This is a genomic window from Streptomyces sp. NPDC048278 (assembly GCF_040652195.1).
Taxonomy (GTDB): Bacteria; Actinomycetota; Actinomycetes; order Streptomycetales; family Streptomycetaceae; genus Streptomyces.
This window is the reverse complement of sequence record NZ_JBEZLP010000010.1, coordinates 304,885-325,387: the sequence shown is the minus strand read 5'-3', so window position 1 is coordinate 325,387 and position 20,503 is coordinate 304,885. Positions and strand designations below refer to the sequence as shown.

The window sequence follows — 20,503 nt, the reverse complement described above, 5'->3', positions numbered from 1 at the left end:
GCCCAAGATGTTGATACATCACCCTCTTGCTAGCCTCGGACGGGCACATCCGCTGAAGAAGACGGAGCCACGAGATGTCCCTTGCAGTGCAGTTCTCCGAGTACGGCACCACGGAACGACTGCGTGTCGTCGACGTGACGCCCCCGGCTCCCGGGCCTGGCCAGGTACGGCTGGCCGTGCGCGCCGCCGGCGTCAACCCCGTCGACTGGAAGATCCTCCAGGGGGCGATGCGCGAGCAGATCCCGCTGACCCTGCCCGCGAGCCTGGGGTCCGACGTGGCCGGTGTGGTCGACGCCGTCGGCGAGGGAGTGACCGGGACCGAGGTCGGCGACGAGGTGCTCGGCACTTCGCTCACGCCCTCCTACGCCCAGTTCGCGCTGGCCGATCCCGCCGCGCTGGTCGCCAGGCCCGGAACGGTGCCGTGGCACGTGGCAGGCGTCCTCGCCGGCGCGGGCGGCACCGCATGGGCGGTCCTGGAACGGCTGAAGGTCACCGAGGGCGAGACGGTGCTGATCCACGCAGCCGCCGGCGGCGTCGGCACCTTCGCGGTCCAACTGGCCGTCGCCCGTGGCGCCCGCGTCATCGGCACGGCCGGCGAACCCCGTCACGGGCTGCTGCGCGAACTCGGCGCCCTGCCGGTCACCTACGGGCCCGGACTGGTGGAACGGGTCCTGGCCATCGCCCCCGGCGGCGTCGACGCCGTCGTCGACGCGTCCGGCCGCGGCGAGATCCCGGACTCGATCGAACTGGCGGGCGGCCCGGAGCGCGTTCTCACGCTGGTGGCATTCGATGCCGCCGGGACCGGTGTCCAGATCCATGCGGGCGGTGCGGCCGGACAGGGGGTTCGCGCCCTGAGGGAGATCCTGGGCCTGATCCAGGACGGCCGGCTGCGGGTGCCGGTCGCGCGCACCTACGGCCTCACGGAAGCAGCCGCCGCCCTGGAGGCGAGCCGCACCGGCCACGTGGCCGGCAAGATCGCCCTGGTGACGGAGTAGAGGTTCCGGGGTGGCGCCCACCCGGGCGCGCACGGTTGACGCCCCCACGGCCTTTGGTTGACACGTCACTCAAATATCCGGATGATTGACACCTCAACAATCGGCCTGCCCAGGAGCCCTCCATGTCTGATCTCGTCTTCGGTCTGGACACCTTCGGAGATGTGCCGGAGGACGACCTCGGCGCCCCGGTGTCCTACGCGAGGGCCATCCGCCAGGTGGTCGAGGAGGCCGTCCTCGCGGAGGAGACCGGCGTGGACGTCATCGCGCTCGGCGAACACCACCGCCCGGAGTTCGCGATCACCACCCCGGAGACCGTGCTCGCCGGCATCGCCACGCGCACCAGCCGGATCCGCCTGAGCTCCGGCGTCACCGTGCTCAGCTCCGACGATCCGGTCCGCGTGTTCCAGCGGTTCGCGACCGTGGACGCACTGTCCGACGGCCGGGCCGAAGTCATCCTCGGACGCGGTTCCTTCACCGAGTCGTTCCCCCTCTTCGGATACGACCTCGCCGACTACGACGTGCTGTTCGAGGAGAAGATCGAGCTCTTCGCCAGGCTGCTGGAGGAGAAGCCCGTCACCTGGAGCGGCAGCACCCGGGCTCCGCTGGAGAACGCCGACGTCTTCCCCAAGACCGAGTCCGGCCGCCTGAGGACCTGGGTGGGCGTCGGCGGCTCTCCCCAGTCGGTCATCCGCACCGCGCGCTACGGCTTCCCGCTGATGATCGCCATCATCGGCGGCAACCCGGAACGCTTCGCGCCCTTCATCGACCTCTACCGGCGCGCGACCGACCAGTTCGGCACCACCGCGCACCCGGTCGGCATGCACTCCCCCGGCTTCATCGCCGACACGGACGAGCAGGCCCGGGAACTGCACTGGCCGGGCTACAAGATCGTCCGGGACCGCATCGGCGCGCTGCGGGGCTGGCCGCCAGTGCGCAAGGAGGAGTACGACTCGGAGGTCGAGCACGGCTCCCTCTACGTCGGGTCGCCGGAGACCGTCGCCCGCAAGATGGCCCACGCCATCAAGGCACTCGGCGTAGGCCGCTTCGACCTCATCTACGGCAACCAGTCGATCAGCGCCCGGCTGCGTGCCGTCGAGCTGTACGGCACCAAGGTGCTCCCGATGGTCCACGAGATCCTGGCGGGCTGACACCGTGAACGGGCCCATCACCGCCGTGAACACCGTAGGCATCCTGGGTGCGGGCAAGGTCGGCACGGCGCTGGGGCGGCTGGCCCTGGCCGCCGGCTACCGGGTGCTCATCGCGGGTTCGGGCGAACCCGCCAGGATCGCGCTCACCGTCGAGGTCCTCACTCCTGGCGCGTCCGCGGTCACCTCGGCCCAGGCCGCGGCTGCGGCGGACGTCGTCGTCCTGGCGCTTCCACTCGGCAAGTACCGCGCTCTCCCCGTCGACGCGCTGCGCGGCAAGCTCGTGATCGACGCCATGAACTACTGGTGGGAAGTCGACGGCATCCGCGAGGACCTGACCGACCCGCTCACCTCCTCCAGCGAGATCGTTCAGGGCTACCTGGCGGATTCACGAGTGGTCAAGGCGTTCAACCACATGGGCTACCACGATCTGGAGGACGGAGCCCGACGCCCTGGAACACCCGGACGCAAGGCGATCGCGATCGCCGGCGACGATCCGAACGACCTCTCCACCGTCGCGCGCATCGTCGACACGGTCGGCTTCGACCCCGTCGTGGCCGGCCCCTTGGCCGAAGGGGTACGACTGGAACCGGGCACCGAGCCGTTCGGTGCCAACGTGGGCGCCGAAGAACTCCGTGCGATGCTCCTCCGCTTCCCGGAGTCGGAGCGCGGACGAGCCGTACTCGGCGCACGGGCCGCCGCCGCGAACTCGGCGGAGGACGCGGCCTGATCGGCCGATCCGACACTTTCGGCAGCCGGGCATCGGTCTACGACGGGGCCTCCCAGCGCGGCGACGCCGACTTCGAGCTCGCAGGCCTCCTGCTCCGGCTCCGGCTCCTACTCCGGCGGACGCCGGAACCGGCCCTCTGGTCCTTGGCAGGCGTTCGCCGCCTCCGCCCGTCGCTCCAGCGCCCACTCCGTGACCAGTACGGCCAGCAGGTCCACGGCACTGCGGGCGAGCCTGTCCCCTATCCGCGCCCTCCGGCACTCCGCCTCCGAGACGAGCGCGGTGAGGAAGCGGGCCACCCGCGCCCGCGCTCCCTCCGCGCAGGCCAGACGCATCCCGTGGATACGGCGCAGGTCGGATTCGGCGATGCCCAGGCTGCGCCGGGGAACGCGGAGGACGGTCATGGCGCACGAGTGGCCGCACCGGGTGACCTCCGACCGCTGCGGGTCGCAGAAGACGATGTCACCCGCGTGCGTGCAGGGCTCCTGTTGCCCCTCGCGAGCGGCAACCGAACCGTGACCGTGTATCGCCGCGTAGAGGGCGTCTGCGGCGTCGGGGTCGGATGCCCAGGGGGGAGCCGGGGCGGACCGGCCGTCCGAATGCAGAACATAGATCCTCAGGAAGCCGAGATCGTACGAACGCGTCGATGTATGTGTCACGAGTGGCATCGCAACTCCGAAAGGCAGGGGTTTCTTTTCGCAGAGGAAGGGCCGGACCGTACCGGAAGTCATTCGGCGCCTTCCAGAAGCTCGGCGACCGTGCGGTCCAGGTCCATATGGGCGCCCTCACTGCCCTCGGGCACCAGCGCGAAGGTCCGCAGAAGGAACGCCCTGACGATCGAGGTGCCCATGTCGACGGCCGCCTCCTGGGCACGCGACCGGAGCACGATGCGCACGCGGTCCTGTTGTCCGCGGTGCCGGGGGATCACCAGCACGTCTCCCGTGCCGGCCGACAGCCGCAGTCCCGTCGCGAGCAGACTGCGGGCGAAGAGCCAGTTGACCGGACTGGTGAGGGGCGCACCGAGTGAGAGGCACACGGCGTAGGGATCGGCGGTTCTGTAGCGCAGCTCCGCCGGGAGGAAAACCGCGGGCTCACCCCTGACGTTCACTTGAGCCGTCGTTCCGTACGCGACCGAGTGAATTGGCTTTCTCATTTCACCCCTCCGTCTATGGGGGTCTGACAGAGATGAGCGTGACATAACGGTGCGAATCGCCACATCACACGCCTTCTGGTCTGTTCCGCAGGCGAATGTGGGATACGGATCGGTTACTCCGTGTGTTCGCGCTCTCGCGCCAGCCGGGCCAGTTCGGCACGCGAGGTCAGACCGAGTTTCAGGAAGGCGTGCCGCAGGTGGGAACTGACGGTGTGCGGTGAGTTCACGAGGTGTTCGGCAACCTGCCGGTTGGTCATGCCCTGCGCCACCAGCCGCACCACGGCGACCTCTGACGCCGTCAGTTCCGGCCACGCGGTCACGGTGTCGGGGGGTGTCGTACGGCGTCGCGGTGCGCCCAGCGCCCGTAGCCGGCGGCGTACACGGGCGGCGTCGCGCTCGGCGCCCGCTTCGCTGTAGCGGTCGAGCGCCGCGCCGAGCACGGGTACCGCGTCGGTCGGGTGGGCGAGGGCCAGCTTTCGCCCGGCGTCCTCCAGGGCCGAGGCGCGTGGCAGGAGCCGTTCGATCCCGTCGTAGAGATCCACGGCGTGCAGCAGGTGCGCGGTGTCGTTGTCGAGCAGTCCCCGGGCGTGGGCGGCTGCCGCGGCGAGGACCGGGAAACCGGGGTTGCGGCCGGCTCGCCGCTCGGCGAGGGCGACCGCGGCGGCGGCGCGGTCCTGGGCACCCGCACGCAGCGCCATGCGTACGAAGACGGGGAGGTCGGCGGGGTCGTCGGGACTCGCCAGCGAGGGGCCCACCTGCTCGAACGTGGTGAACGACTCGTCGAGCAGTGCCATGGCCCGCTCCGGGCGGTCCTCCGCGTCGGCCGTGAGCGCCAGCAGCCAGGAACCCGCGTTGCGGACGAGTAGCGCCGGATCGTCGACCATGCGCCTGACCTCGGCCGCGTAGGCCTGCGCCGCGTCGCGGTCGCCGGTGTGCAGGGCGACCCGGAGCAGGGTGTGGAGAAGGGTCGCGTCGGCGAAGTTGCCCATGCCCAGTTCGTCGGCCATGGCTGTGCCCGCTTCCGCCTCCGCTCGGGCGTCGGACAGCCGGCCCGCGTCCAGCAGGACGCGGGAGCGGTTCATGAGCCACAGGCGCATCGCGGCGGCCTGGCCCTGCCGCTGTGTGTCCCTGATACCGGTCTCCGACTCGGCGAGCGACTCCGCCGTACGCCCTGCCGCGTTGAGCATGAAAGCCTTCCACAGCGCCTCGGGCACCCAAAGGGAGCGCGAGAAACCCGCTTCGGACGCGATGTTCTCGGCCTCGTCCGCACGTTCGAACGCCCGCGCCCAGTCGCACTGGTAGTAGAGCACGACCGAGTGGGCCGTCATGGCGGTGGCCAGCGCGGCCCTGTCCCCCACGTGCCGCGCGGACCGCAGCGCCTCGTCGACCGCGGCCCGGGCCGTGGCTCCGTAGTCCCCCACCAGTCCGAGATCGAGGCAGTGCAGGGCCAGAAGGTGAGCGCGCAGGCACTCCGGGATCCCCGGCAGGGCCGCTCCGATGCCGGCTTGGCGCGCTCCCTCCGTGAAGTCGTACTGGCTCGACACGCGCGCGAGGCTCAGGCGCACCCGCGCCTCCGCCTCGCGGGGCAGGGTGCCGGGCAGCGCCGTCGCACCGAGAGCGCGCGCCTGTGTGGCGCGCCCGGCGCGCCACAGGAGCACCATCGTCTCGGCGATGATCGTCGACCGCTCCGGTGCGTGGGCTGCGGTGAGGTCGAGTGCCTTGCGGCTCAGTTCTCCCGCCGCCGAAGGAGCGGTCTCCGCCAGCTCCGAGGCGGCGGCCCGCAGCAGTCGCACAGCGGACTGGTCGCCGGGTTCCGCGCTGTCCATGACGAGGGAGGCCGCCTCGCTCAGCGATGCTCCGCGGGCCAGGATGATCTCCGCCGCGTGGCGTCGCAGTGCCCTTCGTACGGACTCCGGAAGGCTGTCCGCCACGGCTTCGCGGATGAGGTCGTGGCGGAAGACCAGCCGGCCCTCGCGTTCGGTGAAGAGGTCGGAGTCGAGGGCCTCCTGCACCGGTGCGACCAGGGCGCCGACAGGCCGGTCGAGGAGCTCGGCGAGAAGCTCGACGGTGACGGTGTGTCCGATGGCGGAAGCCGCGCGGACGACTTCCCGGGTGGGCTCGGTGAGGCTGTAGAGACGCTGCCGGATGGAGGTCTGGAAGCGGGCCGGCAGGCGGTGGCCGACCAGGCGGGCGACGCCGTCCGTGACGACCACTCGGCCTTCGGCGGTCATGCCGTGCAGGAGCTCCACCAGGAGCAGGGGAACACCCTCGGCGCGCCGGACGACGTCCAGTGTCGCGGTGTCCGGAGGGGCCCCGAGAACGTCCTGGGTGATCTCCCTGACGGCGGCATCGGAGAGCGGGCCGAGGCCGACCCGGAAGGCGCCGTCCCGCTCCAGCCGGTCCAGTGTGGTGCGGACCTCCGGAGTGCTGCTGCCGCCCCGTACCGCCACCAGCCACAGGATGGCGTGGGCGGACAGCCGGGACGAGAGCGTGCGCAGGGCGAGGAGGGTCAGGTCGTCGCACCACTGGACGTCGTCCAGGATCACCACCAGGGGGCAGTCGAGGGCGGCCCGCTCCAGCTGGTCCTGGAGTTCCTGCAGGAGCCAGAAGCGCTGCTCGGGTGCGGTGGCCAGGGTGCGCAGCCGGACGGTGTCGAAGAGCGGTTTCCCGGCGGTGAGGGTGCCCTCCAGCAGCGGGGCCAGCGGTACGAACTGGCTGTCGGGGTCCGCGCCGCCCCGGAACACCTGGAACGCCCGCCGCCCGGCCGTCGAGCAGGCCTCCGTGAGGAGCCGGGTCTTGCCGCTGCCGGGCGGTCCCTCCAGGCAGAGGACCCCGCCGCGGCCCTGGGCCAGCGCGTCGAACCGGGTGCCGACCACGGCGCATTCCGCGAGCCGGCCCCGCACCGGGGGGCGACGACGCGCATCGTCGGCGGGGAACGGCGGGGGCTGCAGCCGGGTCGGTTTCACGGGCGGTCCTCGGGGCGGAAGCGAGGCGAGTCGCGTCACCTGAGGCTCGGGACGGCACACGTCCCATCAGGTGCATCCCAAAGTAATCGTCACAGGAGAACGCGACCACCGGCGCCCCCGCCACCAGGAAGGACCACCGGCACGCCCGCCACCAGGAGGAGCGCCTGCACCAGGCGGCGGCCGTGCACGGTCGGCGCGGCCCGCGGCGGGCACATGGCTGCTCACCGGGCGCGACCGGTGCGTCACCGGCCAGCCGGTGCCGGTGGTCTCAGGGGCGGGGGATGTTCCGCAGGTTGGCGCGGGCCAGGTCGAGCATCCTGCCGACACCGCCGTCGAGCACGGTCCGGCCCGCGGCGAAGGCGAATCCCTTGACCTGGGCGGCCGAGATGTGCGGCGGGATGGACAGCGCGTTGGGATCGGTCACCAGATCGACCAGGAACGGTCCGTCGTGGGCGAGCGCCCGCTTGAGTCCCTGGACGACGTCTCCGGGACGCTCGATGCGGATCGCCTCGATGCCCACGCCGCGGGCGATCGCCGCGTAGTCCACCGGCTCGTGGTCGGTCTCGTGCTCGGGCAGCCCCTCGACCAGCATCTCCAACTTCACCATGCCCAGGGAGGAGTTGTTGAAGACGATCGTCTTCACCGGCAGGTCGTGCAGCTTCACCGTGAGCAACTCGCCCATCAGCATGCCCAGTCCACCGTCACCCGACATCGAGACCACCTGGCGGCCGGGGTAGGCGAACTGCGCGCCGATGGCGTGCGGCAGCGCGTTGGCCATCGTGCCGTGCAGGAACGAACCGATCACCCGGCGCCGCCCGTTGGGGGTCAGATAGCGCGCCGCCCAGACGTTGGACATGCCGGTGTCGACGGTGAACACCGCGTCGTCGGCGGCGAGTTCGTCCAGAACCGAGGCCGCGTACTCGGGGTGGATCGGAGTGTGCCGCTCGACGTCGCGGGTGTAGGCGGAGACCACCGTCTCAAGGGACTTGGCGTGCTTGTGCAGCATCCGGTCCAGATAGGCACGGTCCCGCTCCGCCTCGACCAGCGGCAGCACGGCCCGCAGCGTCTCCCGGACGTCGCCGTGGACCCCGAGTTCCAGCACGGTGCGACGGCCGAGGCGGCCCGCGTCGTGGTCGATCTGCACGGTCCGCGCCTGCGGCAGGAAGTCGTTGTACGGGAAGTCGGTGCCGAGCAGGACGACCAGGTCGGCCTCGTGCATCGCGTCGAAGCAGGCGCCGTAGCCGAGCAGACCGCTCATGCCCACGTCGTACGGGTTGTCGAACTGGATCCACTCCTTGCCCCGCAGGGTGTGCCCGACGGGGGCGGCTGCCTTCTCGGCCAGCGCCATGACCTCGGTGTGCGCGTCCCGTACTCCCGCGCCGCAGAACAGCATCACCTTGCGTGCCGCGTTGAGCTTCTCGGCCAGCGCCCGTATCTGCGAGTCCGGCGCGAGGACCCGGCCGCGCTCGGTGACCAGGTCACTGCTGCCCGTCGGGTGGGTCGCCTCGTCGTGCGCGACATCGCCCGGTATCACCAGGACCGACACCGCGCTGTTGCCGAGGGCCCGCTGCATGGCGATCCGCAGGATCCTGGGCATCTGCTCGGGGGTGCTGATCATCTCGCAGTAGTCGCTGCACTCGGTGAACAGCCGCTCCGGGTGGGTCTCCTGGAAGAAACCGGTGCCGATCTGGCGGGACGGGATGTGCGAGGCGAGTGCCAGCACGGGCGCACCGGAGCGGTTCGCGTCGTACAGCCCCTGGATCAGATGCGTGTTCCCGGGGCCGCAACTGCCGGCGCACACCGCGAGCCTGCCGGTCAGCTGCGCCTCCGCTGCCGCGGCGAAGGCGGCGGCCTCCTCGTTCCGTACGTGCACCCACTCGATGCCGTCGGTACGGCGGACCGCGTCGACCACCGAGTTCAGGCTGTCACCCACCACGCCGTAGATCCGCTCCACGCCTGCCTGGCGCAGGATGTCCACCATCTGCTGGGCCACGGTCAGATTCCGCATCGCCGGACTTCTCCCCTCGGACTGCACACCGGTCTCATGTGACTCTCGACAGCCCCCAATGTAGTTGATGCATCCACCCTGGTGGCAGGGGCGCCCTTGCTCCCTCCTGGGGGCCGCGCAGGCGCCGGACCTCGGCGAGCCCCCGGAGCAGCATCACGCCGGTGCGCGGCCCATTCCCCTTGTCCTCAGCGGCAACTGACGCAATGTCGGATCGGACACCGCCGGAGCGCATTCGCTGTCGCCATCGATATTGGCCCGCGAGCGGCGTCACCCTCATGCTCCTGCACACCGAAGGCAGCGCCCCGCCCCCGTCGACACCCTGGGGCGACTGCCACGTCACAGGACCGGCCGGATCGCGCTCGGCCACAGCGCCTGATCGCCCGTCGACCGTCCTCGCATTCCTTTCCGTCAGCCCCCGAGCAGCACAACGGACGACCGCCGTCACCGCCCGAGGAAAACCCGAGACTCATCCACCAGCAAGGAGCCGCACGCATGAACGAGCCGCGAACCGAGAGCAACGAACCGGCAGCCCCCACGGAGCACGGATCCCTCACACGCCGCCGCTTCTGGCAGGTCGGCGCCGCCGCGGCGGTCACCGCCGGTGCCACGACGCTCCTTCCGGGGCACGCCGCCGGAGCCGCGACCGCCAGGCCTACGGGCAGGCCGTCCAGCACCCCCTCGATCACTCCCTCCAGCACCAGCAGCGGCGGCACGACGTCGCAGGACTACTTCGACCAGGCCACCGCACTGGCCGGCGACAACCCGATCCTGACGGACCTTGTCACCGCGCTCACCTCCGGTTTCACCCCGCCGCACCCCGACGCTCCGGACCCGACGATGATCTTCGACGACGTTGCGGTACTGAGCGTCGGCTGGGTGTCCGCCACGGCGATCCTCACCTCCGGGGGAATCATCCTGATCGACTCGCTCACCTCGCCCAGTGATGCCCAGAGCACCATCGTCCCCGGGCTGCAGGCCCTCGGGGCGGACCCGTCGACGATCAAGTACGTCGTCGTCACCCACGCCCACCCCGACCACTACGCGGGCGCGCAGTACCTCGCCGACACCTACGGCGCCCGCGTGCTGATGTCACCGACCGACTGGACCACCCTCGCCACCAGCTCGGGAGCCAACATCCCGACCCGGGACCTGGACATCACCGACGGCCAGCAACTCACCCTGGGCGGCACCACGGTCACCCTCCACTACACCCCGGGCCACACCCCCGGCACCGTCTCCCCGGTCTTCCCCGTCCACTGGCAGGGCACCGCACACACCGCCATGCTCTGGGGCGGCACCAACCCGCCCACCGCCACCACCGACAAACAGACCTACCTCGCCTCGGCGATCAGCTTCGCCTCGACGATGTCGCAGGCCGGAGTCGACATCGAGCTGAACAACCACCCGTTCAGCGACTACGGCCTGGAACGCATCGCAGAGCTGACCAGCACCGACAACCCGTTCATCGTGGGCACTTCCGACGCCCAGCTCTTCATGCAGGTCATGGAGGACATGCTGAACGGCCGCATCCTCCAGGACCAGGAGTCCTCCACCGCCACCACGGTCACCACGGCGGCGTACACGACAACGACCCACCAGGGGGGCTGCGGCTGCTGACGGAGAAGACCGCTGCCAGGGGCACGGCCGGTGCCGTCACACCGGCCGCGCCCGCGCGAGCAGGGCCCCCGGGAACGACACGGGCGGCGTGAGCAATGCCATAGCGGATTCACCCGGCCAGGGTTTATGTGACACGTCAACTTGATGAATCATGTGCACAGTCATGCAAACCCTAGGAGCCCCGCCATGCAGTTCGGCATTTTCAGCATCGGTGACATCTCACCGGACCCGACCAGTGGTCGGACCCAGAGCGAGGCCGAGCGGATCAGCAACATCGTCAAGATCGCCCGGCGCGCCGACGAGGTGGGCCTCGACGTGTTCGCGCTGGGGGAGCATCACAACCCGCCCTTCGTACCGTCCTCTCCTCCGGCCGTGCTCGCCCACATCGCGGCCCTGACGGAGCAGATCGTCCTCAGCACGGCGGTCACCCTGGTCACCACCAACGACCCGGTGAAGATCGCCGAGGACTACGCGATGGTGCAGCACCTGGCCAAGGGGCGCCTGGACCTGATGCTCGGGCGCGGGAACACCGTCCCGGTCTATCCCTGGTTCGGCAAGGACATCCGTGAGGGCGTGCCGCTCGCCCTGGAGAACTACAACCTGCTGCACCGGCTGTGGCGCGAGGACGTGGTCGACTGGGAAGGACGGTTCCGCACCCCGCTCCAGGGCTTCACCTCCACACCGCGCCCGCTGGACGACGTCCCGCCGTTCGTGTGGCACGGCTCGATCCGCAGCCCGGAGACCGCCGAGCAGGCGGCGTTCTACGGCAACGGGTTCTTCGCCAACCACATCCTGGCCCCGAACTTCCACTTCAAGCCGATCGTCGAGCTCTACCGCCGCCGCTACGAGCACTACGGCCACGGCACCGCCGAGCAGGCCATCGTCGGCCTCGGCGGCATGGCGTTCATCGCCCGGCGGTCCCAGGACGCGATCAACACCTACCGGCCCTACTTCGAGAGCCACTCGATGTTCCGCGGCATGAAGCTGGAGAACTACAGGGCCGCTACACCCATGACCGTCGGCAGCCCGCAGGAAGTGATCGACAAGGTCCTCACCTGGCAGGAGGGCTTCGGCGACTACCAGCGTCAACTCTTCGCGGTCGACTCCGGCGGCCTGCCGGTCGACATGGCACTGGAACAGGTCGAGTTGCTGGGCACCGAGGTGGTGCCGGTGCTGCGCAAGGAGATGGCTGCCCGCCGCAGGCCCCGCGTCCCCGACGCACCCACACACGCCTCACTGGTCAAGGCGAAGTACGGCGACGCCGAACCGCGCCAGCCGCGTCCGAACCCCAACCGGGGCGACAACCTGTCGGGTACCTCGCCGTACCAGGACAGCGCGCCGAACGTCGCGGCCGACTTCCCGGCGGCGTTCTGATGGCGGGCGTCGGCCGCGCACCCGCCCGGCATGTCACGGCCGCCGTGTCCTCGGCCCGCATCGCCGGGCCCACGCGGACGGCCACACCGACGACACGGAAGACGGCGAGGAACATCGCATGAGCGACCATCCGGCACCTGCCCCTGCGGTCACGCTCGTGATCGTCAACGCGGGTGTCAGCGACCCGTCGTCGACCCGGTTGCTCGCCGACCGGATCGCCCAGAAGACGATCGACGTCCTGCGGGCCGCGGGCACGACGGCGACCGTACGCTCGATCGATCTCGGTCCGCTCGCCGCGGACATCGCGCAGGGCATCGTGTCCGGCATGCTCACCCCGAAGGTCCAGTCGGTCATGGAGCTGCTGGCCGGTGCCGACGCGGTCATCGCCGCCACTCCGGTCTACAAGGCCGCCGTCAGCGGCCTGTTCAAGTCCTTCGTGGACCTGATCGACAACGACCTGCTGATCGCCAGGCCCGTCGTTCTCGCCGCGACAGGCGGCAGCGCACGACACGCCATGGTCGTCGACGAGCATCTCCGGCCCCTGTTCGCGTTCCTCCGGGCCCTGCCGATGCCCACCTCCCTGTACGCCACTCCCGAGGACTGGGGGTCGACCGACCTCGGCAAGCGCATCGCCCGTGCCGCACAGGAACTCGCCGTCCTGCTGCGCTCCGGAGCCGGCCGGCAGATCGCCGACAGCAACTGGGGCGGCTACCAGCACCAGTTCGGCGGGAACGCCACCGCCGCCGAGCGGTCCGTCGACGACGTCGACTTCGACACCGATCTCATGCGCCTGGCCACCGGAGGCGTCGCCCCCGTCCGCCGGCAGGAGCCGCGACATGACCTCTGACAAGGCAGGCCCCTACGGCTCGCAGTCCTCGCGGAGGGCCTCCGTCGTGGTCATCGGCGGAGGCCAGTCCGGGCTGTCGGCGGGCTACCACCTCAAGCGGCGCGGCTTCGTCAGCGCCCTGGACGAAGACGCCGCGTACGCGGACCGCACGTTCGTCGTACTCGACGGCGAACCCGCTCCCGGCGGGGCATGGCGCCACCGCTGGGAGTCGTTGCGCATGGCCACGGTCAACGGGATCTTCGATCTTCCTGGGTTCCCCAAGCCTCCGATCGAACCCCAGGAGCCCAGCCGTACCGCGGTACCGCGCTACTTCGCCGACTTCGAGCAGCGGATGGAACTGCCCATCCTGCGGCCGGTGCGGGTCACCACCGTACGTCGGGCCGACGCGGACCCCGACGGCGAACTGGTCGTCGAATCCGATCACGGCAGCTGGCTGACCCGGGTGGTCGTCAACGCGACCGGTACCTGGACCAATCCCGTCCTGCCCCACTACCCCGGGCAGGAGACGTTCACCGGACGTCAGCTGCACACCCACGACTACGTCAGGGCCGAGGACTTCACCGGCCTGCGGGTCGCCGTCGTGGGCGGTGGCATCTCCGCGCTCCAGCAACTGGAGGAGATCTCCCGGGTGGCGACCACCTTCTGGTACACCCGCCGCGAACCCTTCTTCCGGGACGGCGGGTTCAACCCGGAGGTCGAGGGCCGCGAGATCATCGCCAAGGTCCTCGCAGATGTCGAGGCGGGCAGCCCCACGGGCAGCGTCGTCTCCTACACCGGTCTGGCCTGGACCCCGTACGCGCTGGCGGCCAGGGAGCGCGGCGCGCTCGAACGCCACCCGATGTTCACGTCGATCGAGCCCGACGGCGTGCGCGAGGCGGACGGCTCCTTCACCGCCGTGGACGCGATCCTCTGGGCCACCGGCTTCAAGGCGGCACTCGCCCACCTCACTCCCCTGGTGCTCCGCAACGACCAGGGCGGCATCCGGATGGCCGGCACCCAGGTCGCAGGCGAACCCCGAGTGCACCTGGTCGGATTCGGGCCGTCCCAGTCCACCGTCGGCTCCAACCGCGCCGGCCGCAGCGCAGCAGTGGCGATCGCCAGGTACCTCGGCGGACAGCGGTCCACGCACCGTGCCGGGGCCGACGACGCCCCTGCCTCCGCGCAAGCCTCTTGAGCCGTCCGTCAGCCCACCATGGAGCAACCGCATGAGATTCCAGGTTCTTGACATCCTTCCGCATCTGACGAATCCGGTGTCCGGACGCCGGATCCGCACCGACGAGCGGTACGCCCAGGCACTGACGTCGGCCCGCTACGCCGAGCAGTTCGGATTCGACGCCGTCGCGCTCGGTGAGCGGCACGCGGGAGAATTCCTCAGCAGCGGTGTCACCGTGCTGCTGGGCGCGATCGCCGCGACCACCAGCCGGGTGCGGATCCAGACCGGCGTGTCCGTCCTGTCGATCCACGACCCACTGCGGGTGGCCGAGGACTACGCCACCGTCGACCAGCTCTCCCGGGGCCGCCTGGAACTGGTGATCGGCAAGGGCAACGAGATGCGCCAGCTGCCCATGTTCGGCATCGGGAACGGCGACCAGTGGGACGCGCTCGCGGAGAAGTACGAGCTGCTGCGGCGGCTGTGGCGTGAGGAGGAGGTCACCTGGGAGGGCCGCTTCCGGGGACCGCTCGACAAGGTCACCAGCCTGCCCCGCCCGTTCGCGGGCGCCCCCCGGATCTGGCACGGCTCGGCCACCACGCAGACCTCCGCCGAGCTGGCCGCCGAGTGGGGGGACCCGCTCTTCTCCGCCAACGCGATCCAGCCCCGCGACAACTACACGGTGCTCATCGACCACTACCGGCAGCAGTACGCGGCCCACGGCCACGACCCGCGGTTCGCCTACGTCGCGGCCGGCGCCGGATTCCTGTACCTGGCGGACACCACGCAGGAGGCCCGGGACGCCTTCGGCCCCACCTACGAGAAGATCGTCGCCTACTTCAACCAGGCCGGGAAGCACACGCCGGGCAACGAGATGACGTTCGGCACCATCGACGACGCGATCGCGCACGGGCCGGTGCTGGTCGGCAGCCCGCAGCAGGTCGCCGAGAAGATCCTGTGGTGGCACGAGGCGTTCGGCCACGACCTGCAGTCCTTCAGCCTGCCCACGATGATCCCGCACGAGCAGCAGCTCGACATGCTCGAACGCTTCGCGAGCGAGGTCATCCCGGTCGTCCGCAAGGCCGCCCCCACGGCCCTGTGGACCGACGCGGATCCCTACGGCGAACGCCCCGCGGTCCACGGCCGTAGCGTCGCCGACGCCGCGAGCGAGCTCGACAAGGCACGGCCCTGAGGCCGTGCACGAGCAACGGTTCGCGCAGCGCCCCGGCCTCCCGTTTCCCGGGACCGCTCGGCGCGTGACCCCAGGACGCCGACGGCCTCGGCACCGGGGTCGCGGGCTGCGCGCAGGTGCGCGGCCCGCGATCGTGCCGGTGCCGATGACCGCCATCCGGAGCGGTCAGGACCGAGCGCTCACCCGGCGCTCGCGGATCCGGCCGTGAAGTAGGGGTGCCGGCGCAGGAACTCCAGGGAGGCGGCGCTGCTCTCGGCGGGGGTGCCGAGGTTCGGCACGTCCACCTCGATGACGAACCAGCCGTCGAAGGCGTCGGGGAGCGCCGCGAGGACGGCGTCGAAGTCGATCGCGCCGCGTCCGGGTTCGGTCCACACCTTCGAGCCGCCGGTCGCCACCATGTAGTCCTCCCGGCGCTCTCGCGCGCCGTCCGCCGCCCGGGCGTCGACGTCCTTGAGATGGACGTCGAGCACGCGGTCGGCGTAGTCGGCGATCAGCTTCTCGGGTACGGCGCCCGCCCAGCGCAGGTGGCCGGTGTCCGGGCCGAACCGGAGTGCGCTGCCCGCGGTGGCGTCCAGCACCGTACGGACCTCCTGCTCGACTTCGACGGCCGTGCCGACGTGCGGGTGCAGGCCGTAGCGCACGCCCTCGGCGGCTGCCGCCTCGGCCGCGGCGGCGAGGCCCTCGGCCACGACCAGCGTGCGGTCGGCGTCCGCTCCGGCGCCGACGGCGGGCCGTGTCATGCGCTCGGGCAGCAGGTCGGCGGCGATGAAGGCGCTGTCGACGCCGAGTTCGAGATGGGCCTGGGCGTGCCGTTTGATCCCCTCGACGGCCTCGCGGTGGCGGTCGCGGTCGTGGAAGGCGGCGGAGAAGTACCCGGGCGCGGGTGCGAAGTCGTGGTCGGCCAGGAGCCTGCCGTACTCCGCGGGACTCGTCTCGGGCGGCAGTTCGATGGTGAGGTGCGTGTAGCCGACGGCGGACAGCTCGGTCATGGCGTCCGCCAGGACGGCGCGGTCGAGCCGGTATCCGGCCTCGCCCAGGATCCAGGGCAGCGGGTTGATCGCGGTACGGCGTGCGAGGGTCACGCGAAGAGTCCTTTCCGGGTCACCGGCTGGCCGGATCGCTCTGCTGGTCGTAGGGGTAGTCGACGAACGCGAAGGCCGAGCCGTCCGGGGCCCAGCTGGGCACGTTGATCGTGCCCTGGCCCCCTTCGAGCGCGACCAGTGTCGTGGGGTTTCGCCAGGCGCCGACCGACACCAGGCGCAGTTCGACGGGCAGGTCGGCGGGGTGTCCGGTGGTGCCCGGGGGGTAGCTGAGGTAGACGGCGACGTCACCGGTCGGGGCGATGTGCGGGAACCAGTTCACCCGCTCGTCGAAGGTGAGCTGCTCCAGGTCGCCGCCGTCGGGCCGGACCCGGGCGAGCTGGGCGTGACCGGGTTTCTCGCGCTCGGCCCGGCCACGCCTCTCAGCACCAGCGAGACAAGCTGACGGGACACCCCCAGATGGTCGGCGATGTCCTGCATCGTGGGCATCCGGCCGGAGCCCCTACCCTTCCTCTGGATCCGCGAACCCCCCACGCCGGTCGTCATACGCAACAGTCTCCCACGCGAGAGGACCGCGGCGGCCAGGCCGCTTCGGCACCCTGACCGGGGACGAGGCGAAACCCCGTGGGTCAGGTTCCGCCTCGGGACCAGGTCCCTCCCTGACGCAGGGTCAGAGAGCCCCGGCCGTCAGCAGTCGCAGCCGCCGGCCCGGCGCACGGTCGTCGCGGCCGACGCCACCACCGTGGTGGTGGCGGTGCCGGCAGCGGCGGAGTCGGCGAACTCCTGGTCCTGGAGGATGCGGCCGTTCACCATGGCCCGCATGACCTGCATGAAGAGCTGGGCGTCGGAAGTGCCCACGATGAACGGGTTGTCGGCGGCGTCCGGCGTGCTGATCAGCTCCTGCATGCGTTCCAGGCCGTAGTCGCAGAACGGGTGGTTGCTGAGTTCGACGTCGACACCGGCCCGCCTCATCAGGGAACCGAAGCTCTGGGCGGAGGCGAGGTAGGTCTGTTTGTCGGTGGTGGCGGTGGGCGGGTTGGTGCCGCCCCAGAGCATGGCGGTGTGTGCGGTGCCCTGCCAGTGGACGGGGAAGACCGGGGAGACGGTGCCGGGGGTGTGGCCCGGGGTGTAGTGGAGGGTGACCGTGGTGCCGCCCAGGGTGAGTTGCCGGCCGTCGGAGATGTCCAGGTCCCGGGTGGGGGCGTTGGCCGGGTTGGTGGTGGCGAGGGTGGTCCAGTCGGTCGGTGACATCAGCACGCGGGCGCCGTAGGTGTCGGCAAGGTACTGGGCACCGCCGAAGTGGTCGCCGTGGGCGTGGGTGACGACGACGTACTTGATCGTCGACGGGTCCGCCCCGAGGGCCCGCAGTCCGGGCACGATGGTGTTCTGGGCGTCGCCCGGGGAGGTGAGCGAGTCGATCAGGATGATTCCGCCGGAGGTGAGGATCGCCGTGGCGGACACCCAGCCGACGCTCAGCACCGCGACGTCGTCGAAGATCTTCATCGGGTTCGGTGCGGTGGGGTGCGGGACGGTGAAACCGGACGTGAGCGCGGTGATGAGGTCGGCGAGAATCGGGTTGTCGCCGGCCAGCTTGGCGGCACGGTCGAAGTAGTCCTGCGACGTGGTGGCGGTCGCGGCACCGGCGAACTGCCCCTGCAGGAGCGACGCCGCACCGGCGGAGACCGCTGCGGCGGCGCCGAACTGCCAGAGGCGGCGGCGTGTGAGGGACTTGTGACGGGGGCCTTCGGAGGGCGCCGGCGGGGGCGTGTCGGCCGTCGGATCGGTCATGAGGGGTGGCTCCTGGCTGGAGAGGGACGGGGATCGGGGGCCCATGCGGGGTGCGGAGAGGCGTTCCCCCCTCGGCCCGTTCGTCCGAGGGGGAAACACGTAGTTGATATATCACCTATGACTGTGGGGGCGGGCCTCCAGCTGCCCGGCGGAGTCCTCCGGGCGGTCAGCGGTCCCTCAGGCGGTGACGGTGGTCTGTTCGTCGTGCCGTTCGGCGGGCGCGTCGGAGGTGGTGAGGGGAGTGTCCCGGCGTTCCTTGAGGAAGAACGTGACGGTGAGACCGACGAGGGTGACGGCCGCGAGGTAGACGCCGACGGAGTAGACGGTGCCGGTGCTGGTCTGGAGGGCTTCGGCGATCATGGGGGCGAACGCACCGCCGAGGACGGCTCCCAGGGCATAGGACAGGGCGGCGCCGCTGTAGCGGACGGCGGTCGGATACAGCTCGGCGAACAGGGCGGACTGCGGGCCGTAGGTCAGGCCCAGGCCGATGCTGTAGAGGACGAGGCCGAGCACGATCAGGCCCGTGTTCGCGGTGTTGAGCAGTGCGAAGAACGGGAACATCCAGGCGAGCTGGATGAGGAACCCGATGCGGTAGACGCGGATGCGGCCGATCCGGTCCGACCAGATGCCGCCGGCCAGGGTGCTGGCCAGCCAGCCGACGGCGGCGATCATGACACAGATCAGGATGGTGGTGGGGTCGATCTTGAGGTGGTTGACCGAGTAGGCCTGCACGTAGCCGCCCGTGGTCATGTAGCCGACGGCGTTGTTGGCGGCGAACAGCAGGGCCCCGGCGACGACCAGGGGCCAGTGGTGGCGGAAGAGCGTGGCGAGCGGGGTGCGGGCGCGGTCGCCGGTGTCCTTCAGCTCCTGGTAGACGGGGCTCTCCTCGACCCGGCGGCGGATGACGAAGCCGGCGGCCACGAGGACGACGCTGAGCAGGAAGGGGATGCGCCACCCCCAGGAGAGGAACTGCTCGTCGGTGGTGAGGGCGGTGATCAGGGCGAGGACGCCGTTGGCGAGCAGCAGGCCGAGGGGCGCGCCGAGTTGGGGGAAGGCGCCGAACCTGCCGCGCTTGCCGGTGGGGGCGTGTTCCACGGAGATCAGCGCGGCGCCGCCCCACTCCCCGCCGGCGGACATGCCCTGCAGGATGCGCAGGAAGACCAGGATGACCGGGGCGGTCACACCGATGGAGTCCCGGGTGGGCACCAGGCCGATGAGGGTGGTGGACACGCCCATCAGCACCAGGGTGGCGATCAGCATCGCGCGGCGGCCCAGTCGGTCGCCGAGGTGGCCGGCCACAGCGGCGCCGACCGGACGGAAGAAGAAGCTGATGCCTATGGTGGCGAAGGAGATGATCAGCGAGTCCTCGCCGAATCCCGCGAAGAACACCTTGCCGAAGACCAGGCCGGTGCACAGGGCGTAGATGAAGAAGTCGTACCACTCGATGGTGGTGCCCGCCATGGCTGCCAGCGCGACCGTGCGGTGCTGGCGGCCTGTTGCCGTTGAGGGCTGGGACATGGCTGGTCCGATCGTCAGCGGGTCATCGTCGACCCGGAGCGGAGAGGGGAGCAGTGGGGGGTGGGGGTGGGGGGTGAGCAGTGGGGAGTGGGGATCGGGAAGGGTTCGGCTCCCGCGTCAGGCGGCGTAGTCCGGGGCGATCCGGTCGATACGCCGACGCAGCGCGGTGAACAGCGTCCGCCCCGCCTGGGTACGGTCGCCCATCTGGAAGGACTCCCTGGTCGAGCGCACCGCGGCCTCCGACGTCACCGGCATCAGCGGCTGTCCGGAGGACTGGGCGGCCAGCTGGATCTCGCAGGCCCGCTGCAGCGTCCACAGGGCGGAGAAGGCGGCCGGCAGGGTCGGGCCGAGTGCGAGCAGGCCGTGGTTGCGCAGGATCATCAGGTTGCGCTCGCCGAGGTCGGCCACCAGGCGTGGCTTCTCCTCGGGGTCCACGGTGACGCCCTCGAAGTCGTGGTAGGCGACCATGCCGTGCAGTTGGGCGGCGTAGAAGTTGTCCGGGTCCAGTCCGCCGCGCAGGCAGGCGACGCCCGTGCCCGCGGTGGTGTGGGTGTGCATGATGCAGTGGGCGTCGGGCCGGCCGGCGTGGATCACGGAGTGGATCAGGAGTCCCGCCTCGTTGACGGGCCAGTCGGAGTCGGACAGCAGGTTTCCGTCGAGATCGATCTTCACCAGGTTCGAGGCGGTGACCTCGTTGTACATCAGGCCGAACGGGTTGATGAGCAGGTGCCCGTCCTCGCCCGGCACCCGCACGGTGATGTGATTGAAGATCATCTCGACCCAGCCGAGGTGGTCGAAGATCCGGTAGCAGGCCGCCAGTTCGAGCCGCGTCTGCCACTCGGCCTCCTTCATGCCGGCAGGCTTCTTCGTGCTCGTGGGGAGGTCCAGAACGGTCACTGCCGTGCTCCTTGATCCATGGGTGTCGCCGCTGGGGGGAGGCGTACCTCGGTGTGCAGGAGCATGGGTGCGCGAGCCGTGGGCAG

At 70.6% G+C, this 20,503-nt stretch carries 17 protein-coding genes; 8 read left to right on the top strand and 9 right to left on the bottom strand.

The genetic code is table 11. The features are described 5' to 3' along the window. Positions 1 to 74: 74 nt before the first annotated feature. The 3 genes from AB0D74_RS20220 to AB0D74_RS20210 all read left to right on the top strand — a co-directional run bounded on the left by AB0D74_RS20220 (position 75) and on the right by AB0D74_RS20210 (position 2,870). The gene (locus tag AB0D74_RS20220) at positions 75 to 995 is read left to right on the top strand and encodes an NADP-dependent oxidoreductase (protein WP_362588345.1); all 921 of its coding nucleotides are present in this window, start codon (positions 75 to 77) and stop codon (positions 993 to 995) included. 122 nt (positions 996 to 1,117) lie between these two features. Further along, positions 1,118 to 2,143, top strand: a complete 1,026-nt coding sequence (locus AB0D74_RS20215) for an LLM class flavin-dependent oxidoreductase (RefSeq protein WP_362588342.1) — start codon at positions 1,118 to 1,120, stop codon at positions 2,141 to 2,143. A gap of 25 nt (positions 2,144 to 2,168) precedes the next feature. After that, positions 2,169 to 2,870, top strand: a complete 702-nt coding sequence (locus AB0D74_RS20210; protein ID WP_362588339.1) for an NAD(P)-binding domain-containing protein — start codon at positions 2,169 to 2,171, stop codon at positions 2,868 to 2,870. Positions 2,871 to 2,977: 107 nt separating this feature from the next. On the opposite strand, the gene AB0D74_RS20205 is transcribed toward AB0D74_RS20210, so the two are convergent. From AB0D74_RS20205 to AB0D74_RS20190, 4 genes are all read right to left on the bottom strand, one after another. Beyond that, positions 2,978 to 3,535, bottom strand: coding sequence for a hypothetical protein (locus AB0D74_RS20205; RefSeq protein ID WP_362588336.1), 558 nt, complete (start codon positions 3,533 to 3,535; stop codon positions 2,978 to 2,980). Positions 3,536 to 3,594: 59 nt separating this feature from the next. Next, a complete protein-coding gene (locus tag AB0D74_RS20200) occupies positions 3,595 to 3,975 on the bottom strand; it encodes an SsgA family sporulation/cell division regulator (RefSeq protein ID WP_362588333.1) in 381 nt (126 codons plus the stop codon). 158 nt (positions 3,976 to 4,133) lie between these two features. Beyond that, positions 4,134 to 6,986 carry an AAA family ATPase gene (locus AB0D74_RS20195; RefSeq protein ID WP_362588330.1) on the bottom strand — a complete coding sequence of 951 codons (2,853 nt, stop codon included), beginning with the start codon at positions 6,984 to 6,986 and terminating at the stop codon, positions 4,134 to 4,136. A gap of 268 nt (positions 6,987 to 7,254) precedes the next feature. Continuing rightward, positions 7,255 to 8,994, bottom strand: a complete 1,740-nt coding sequence (locus AB0D74_RS20190) for a pyruvate dehydrogenase (protein ID WP_362588327.1) — start codon at positions 8,992 to 8,994, stop codon at positions 7,255 to 7,257. 492 nt (positions 8,995 to 9,486) lie between these two features. On the opposite strand from AB0D74_RS20190, the gene AB0D74_RS20185 reads away from it, so the two are divergent. The 5 genes from AB0D74_RS20185 (at position 9,487) to AB0D74_RS20165 (ending at position 15,174) form a co-directional block, all read left to right on the top strand. Continuing rightward, positions 9,487 to 10,611 (top strand): MBL fold metallo-hydrolase, encoded by a 1,125-nt coding sequence (locus tag AB0D74_RS20185; protein ID WP_362588323.1) that lies wholly within the window; start codon positions 9,487 to 9,489, stop codon positions 10,609 to 10,611. Positions 10,612 to 10,797: 186 nt separating this feature from the next. Beyond that, positions 10,798 to 11,985 carry a CE1758 family FMN-dependent luciferase-like monooxygenase gene (locus AB0D74_RS20180; protein ID WP_362588320.1) on the top strand — a complete coding sequence of 396 codons (1,188 nt, stop codon included), beginning with the start codon at positions 10,798 to 10,800 and terminating at the stop codon, positions 11,983 to 11,985. A gap of 118 nt (positions 11,986 to 12,103) precedes the next feature. Next, a complete protein-coding gene (locus AB0D74_RS20175; protein WP_362588317.1) occupies positions 12,104 to 12,832 on the top strand; it encodes a CE1759 family FMN reductase in 729 nt (242 codons plus the stop codon). After that, positions 12,822 to 14,006 (top strand): NAD(P)-binding domain-containing protein, encoded by a 1,185-nt coding sequence (locus AB0D74_RS20170; RefSeq protein WP_362588314.1) that lies wholly within the window; start codon positions 12,822 to 12,824, stop codon positions 14,004 to 14,006. The genes AB0D74_RS20175 and AB0D74_RS20170 overlap by 11 nt, the downstream gene beginning before the upstream one ends. A gap of 31 nt (positions 14,007 to 14,037) precedes the next feature. Next, complete coding sequence (locus tag AB0D74_RS20165; RefSeq protein WP_362588311.1) at positions 14,038 to 15,174, top strand: LLM class flavin-dependent oxidoreductase; 1,137 nt, start codon at positions 14,038 to 14,040, stop codon at positions 15,172 to 15,174. Between the two features lie 179 nt (positions 15,175 to 15,353). Here AB0D74_RS20165 and AB0D74_RS20160 read toward each other — a convergent pair whose 3' ends face one another. The 5 genes from AB0D74_RS20160 to AB0D74_RS20140 all read right to left on the bottom strand — a co-directional run bounded on the left by AB0D74_RS20160 (position 15,354) and on the right by AB0D74_RS20140 (position 20,417). After that, entirely contained in the window at positions 15,354 to 16,256 is a 903-nt protein-coding gene (locus tag AB0D74_RS20160; protein WP_362588308.1) for a sugar phosphate isomerase/epimerase, read from the bottom strand. 19 nt (positions 16,257 to 16,275) lie between these two features. After that, complete coding sequence (locus AB0D74_RS20155) at positions 16,276 to 16,536, bottom strand: hypothetical protein (protein ID WP_362588305.1); 261 nt, start codon at positions 16,534 to 16,536, stop codon at positions 16,276 to 16,278. A 365-nt stretch (positions 16,537 to 16,901) separates the two neighbouring features. Further along, complete coding sequence (locus AB0D74_RS20150) at positions 16,902 to 18,002, bottom strand: MBL fold metallo-hydrolase (RefSeq protein WP_362588302.1); 1,101 nt, start codon at positions 18,000 to 18,002, stop codon at positions 16,902 to 16,904. Positions 18,003 to 18,179: 177 nt separating this feature from the next. Next, positions 18,180 to 19,520 (bottom strand): MFS transporter, encoded by a 1,341-nt coding sequence (locus tag AB0D74_RS20145; RefSeq protein ID WP_362588299.1) that lies wholly within the window; start codon positions 19,518 to 19,520, stop codon positions 18,180 to 18,182. Positions 19,521 to 19,637: 117 nt separating this feature from the next. Then, entirely contained in the window at positions 19,638 to 20,417 is a 780-nt protein-coding gene (locus AB0D74_RS20140; protein ID WP_362588296.1) for a class II aldolase/adducin family protein, read from the bottom strand. Positions 20,418 to 20,503 lie beyond the last annotated feature (86 nt).

What these genes read in the sequence shown, in the direction of transcription:
- AB0D74_RS20170 (WP_362588314.1), top strand. Translation starts at nt 12,822, where the DNA reads ATGACCTCTGACAAGGCAGGCCCCTACGGCTCGCAGTCCTCGCGGAGG.
- AB0D74_RS20180 (WP_362588320.1), top strand. Translation starts at nt 10,798, where the DNA reads ATGCAGTTCGGCATTTTCAGCATCGGTGACATCTCACCGGACCCGACC.
- AB0D74_RS20190 (WP_362588327.1), bottom strand. Translation starts at nt 8,994, where the DNA reads ATGCGGAATCTGACCGTGGCCCAGCAGATGGTGGACATCCTGCGCCAG.
- AB0D74_RS20165 (WP_362588311.1), top strand. Translation starts at nt 14,038, where the DNA reads ATGAGATTCCAGGTTCTTGACATCCTTCCGCATCTGACGAATCCGGTG.
- AB0D74_RS20150 (WP_362588302.1), bottom strand. Translation starts at nt 18,002, where the DNA reads ATGACCGATCCGACGGCCGACACGCCCCCGCCGGCGCCCTCCGAAGGC.
- AB0D74_RS20215 (WP_362588342.1), top strand. Translation starts at nt 1,118, where the DNA reads ATGTCTGATCTCGTCTTCGGTCTGGACACCTTCGGAGATGTGCCGGAG.
- AB0D74_RS20145 (WP_362588299.1), bottom strand. Translation starts at nt 19,520, where the DNA reads ATGTCCCAGCCCTCAACGGCAACAGGCCGCCAGCACCGCACGGTCGCG.
- AB0D74_RS20205 (WP_362588336.1), bottom strand. Translation starts at nt 3,535, where the DNA reads ATGCCACTCGTGACACATACATCGACGCGTTCGTACGATCTCGGCTTC.
- AB0D74_RS20175 (WP_362588317.1), top strand. Translation starts at nt 12,104, where the DNA reads ATGAGCGACCATCCGGCACCTGCCCCTGCGGTCACGCTCGTGATCGTC.
- AB0D74_RS20185 (WP_362588323.1), top strand. Translation starts at nt 9,487, where the DNA reads ATGAACGAGCCGCGAACCGAGAGCAACGAACCGGCAGCCCCCACGGAG.
- AB0D74_RS20220 (WP_362588345.1), top strand. Translation starts at nt 75, where the DNA reads ATGTCCCTTGCAGTGCAGTTCTCCGAGTACGGCACCACGGAACGACTG.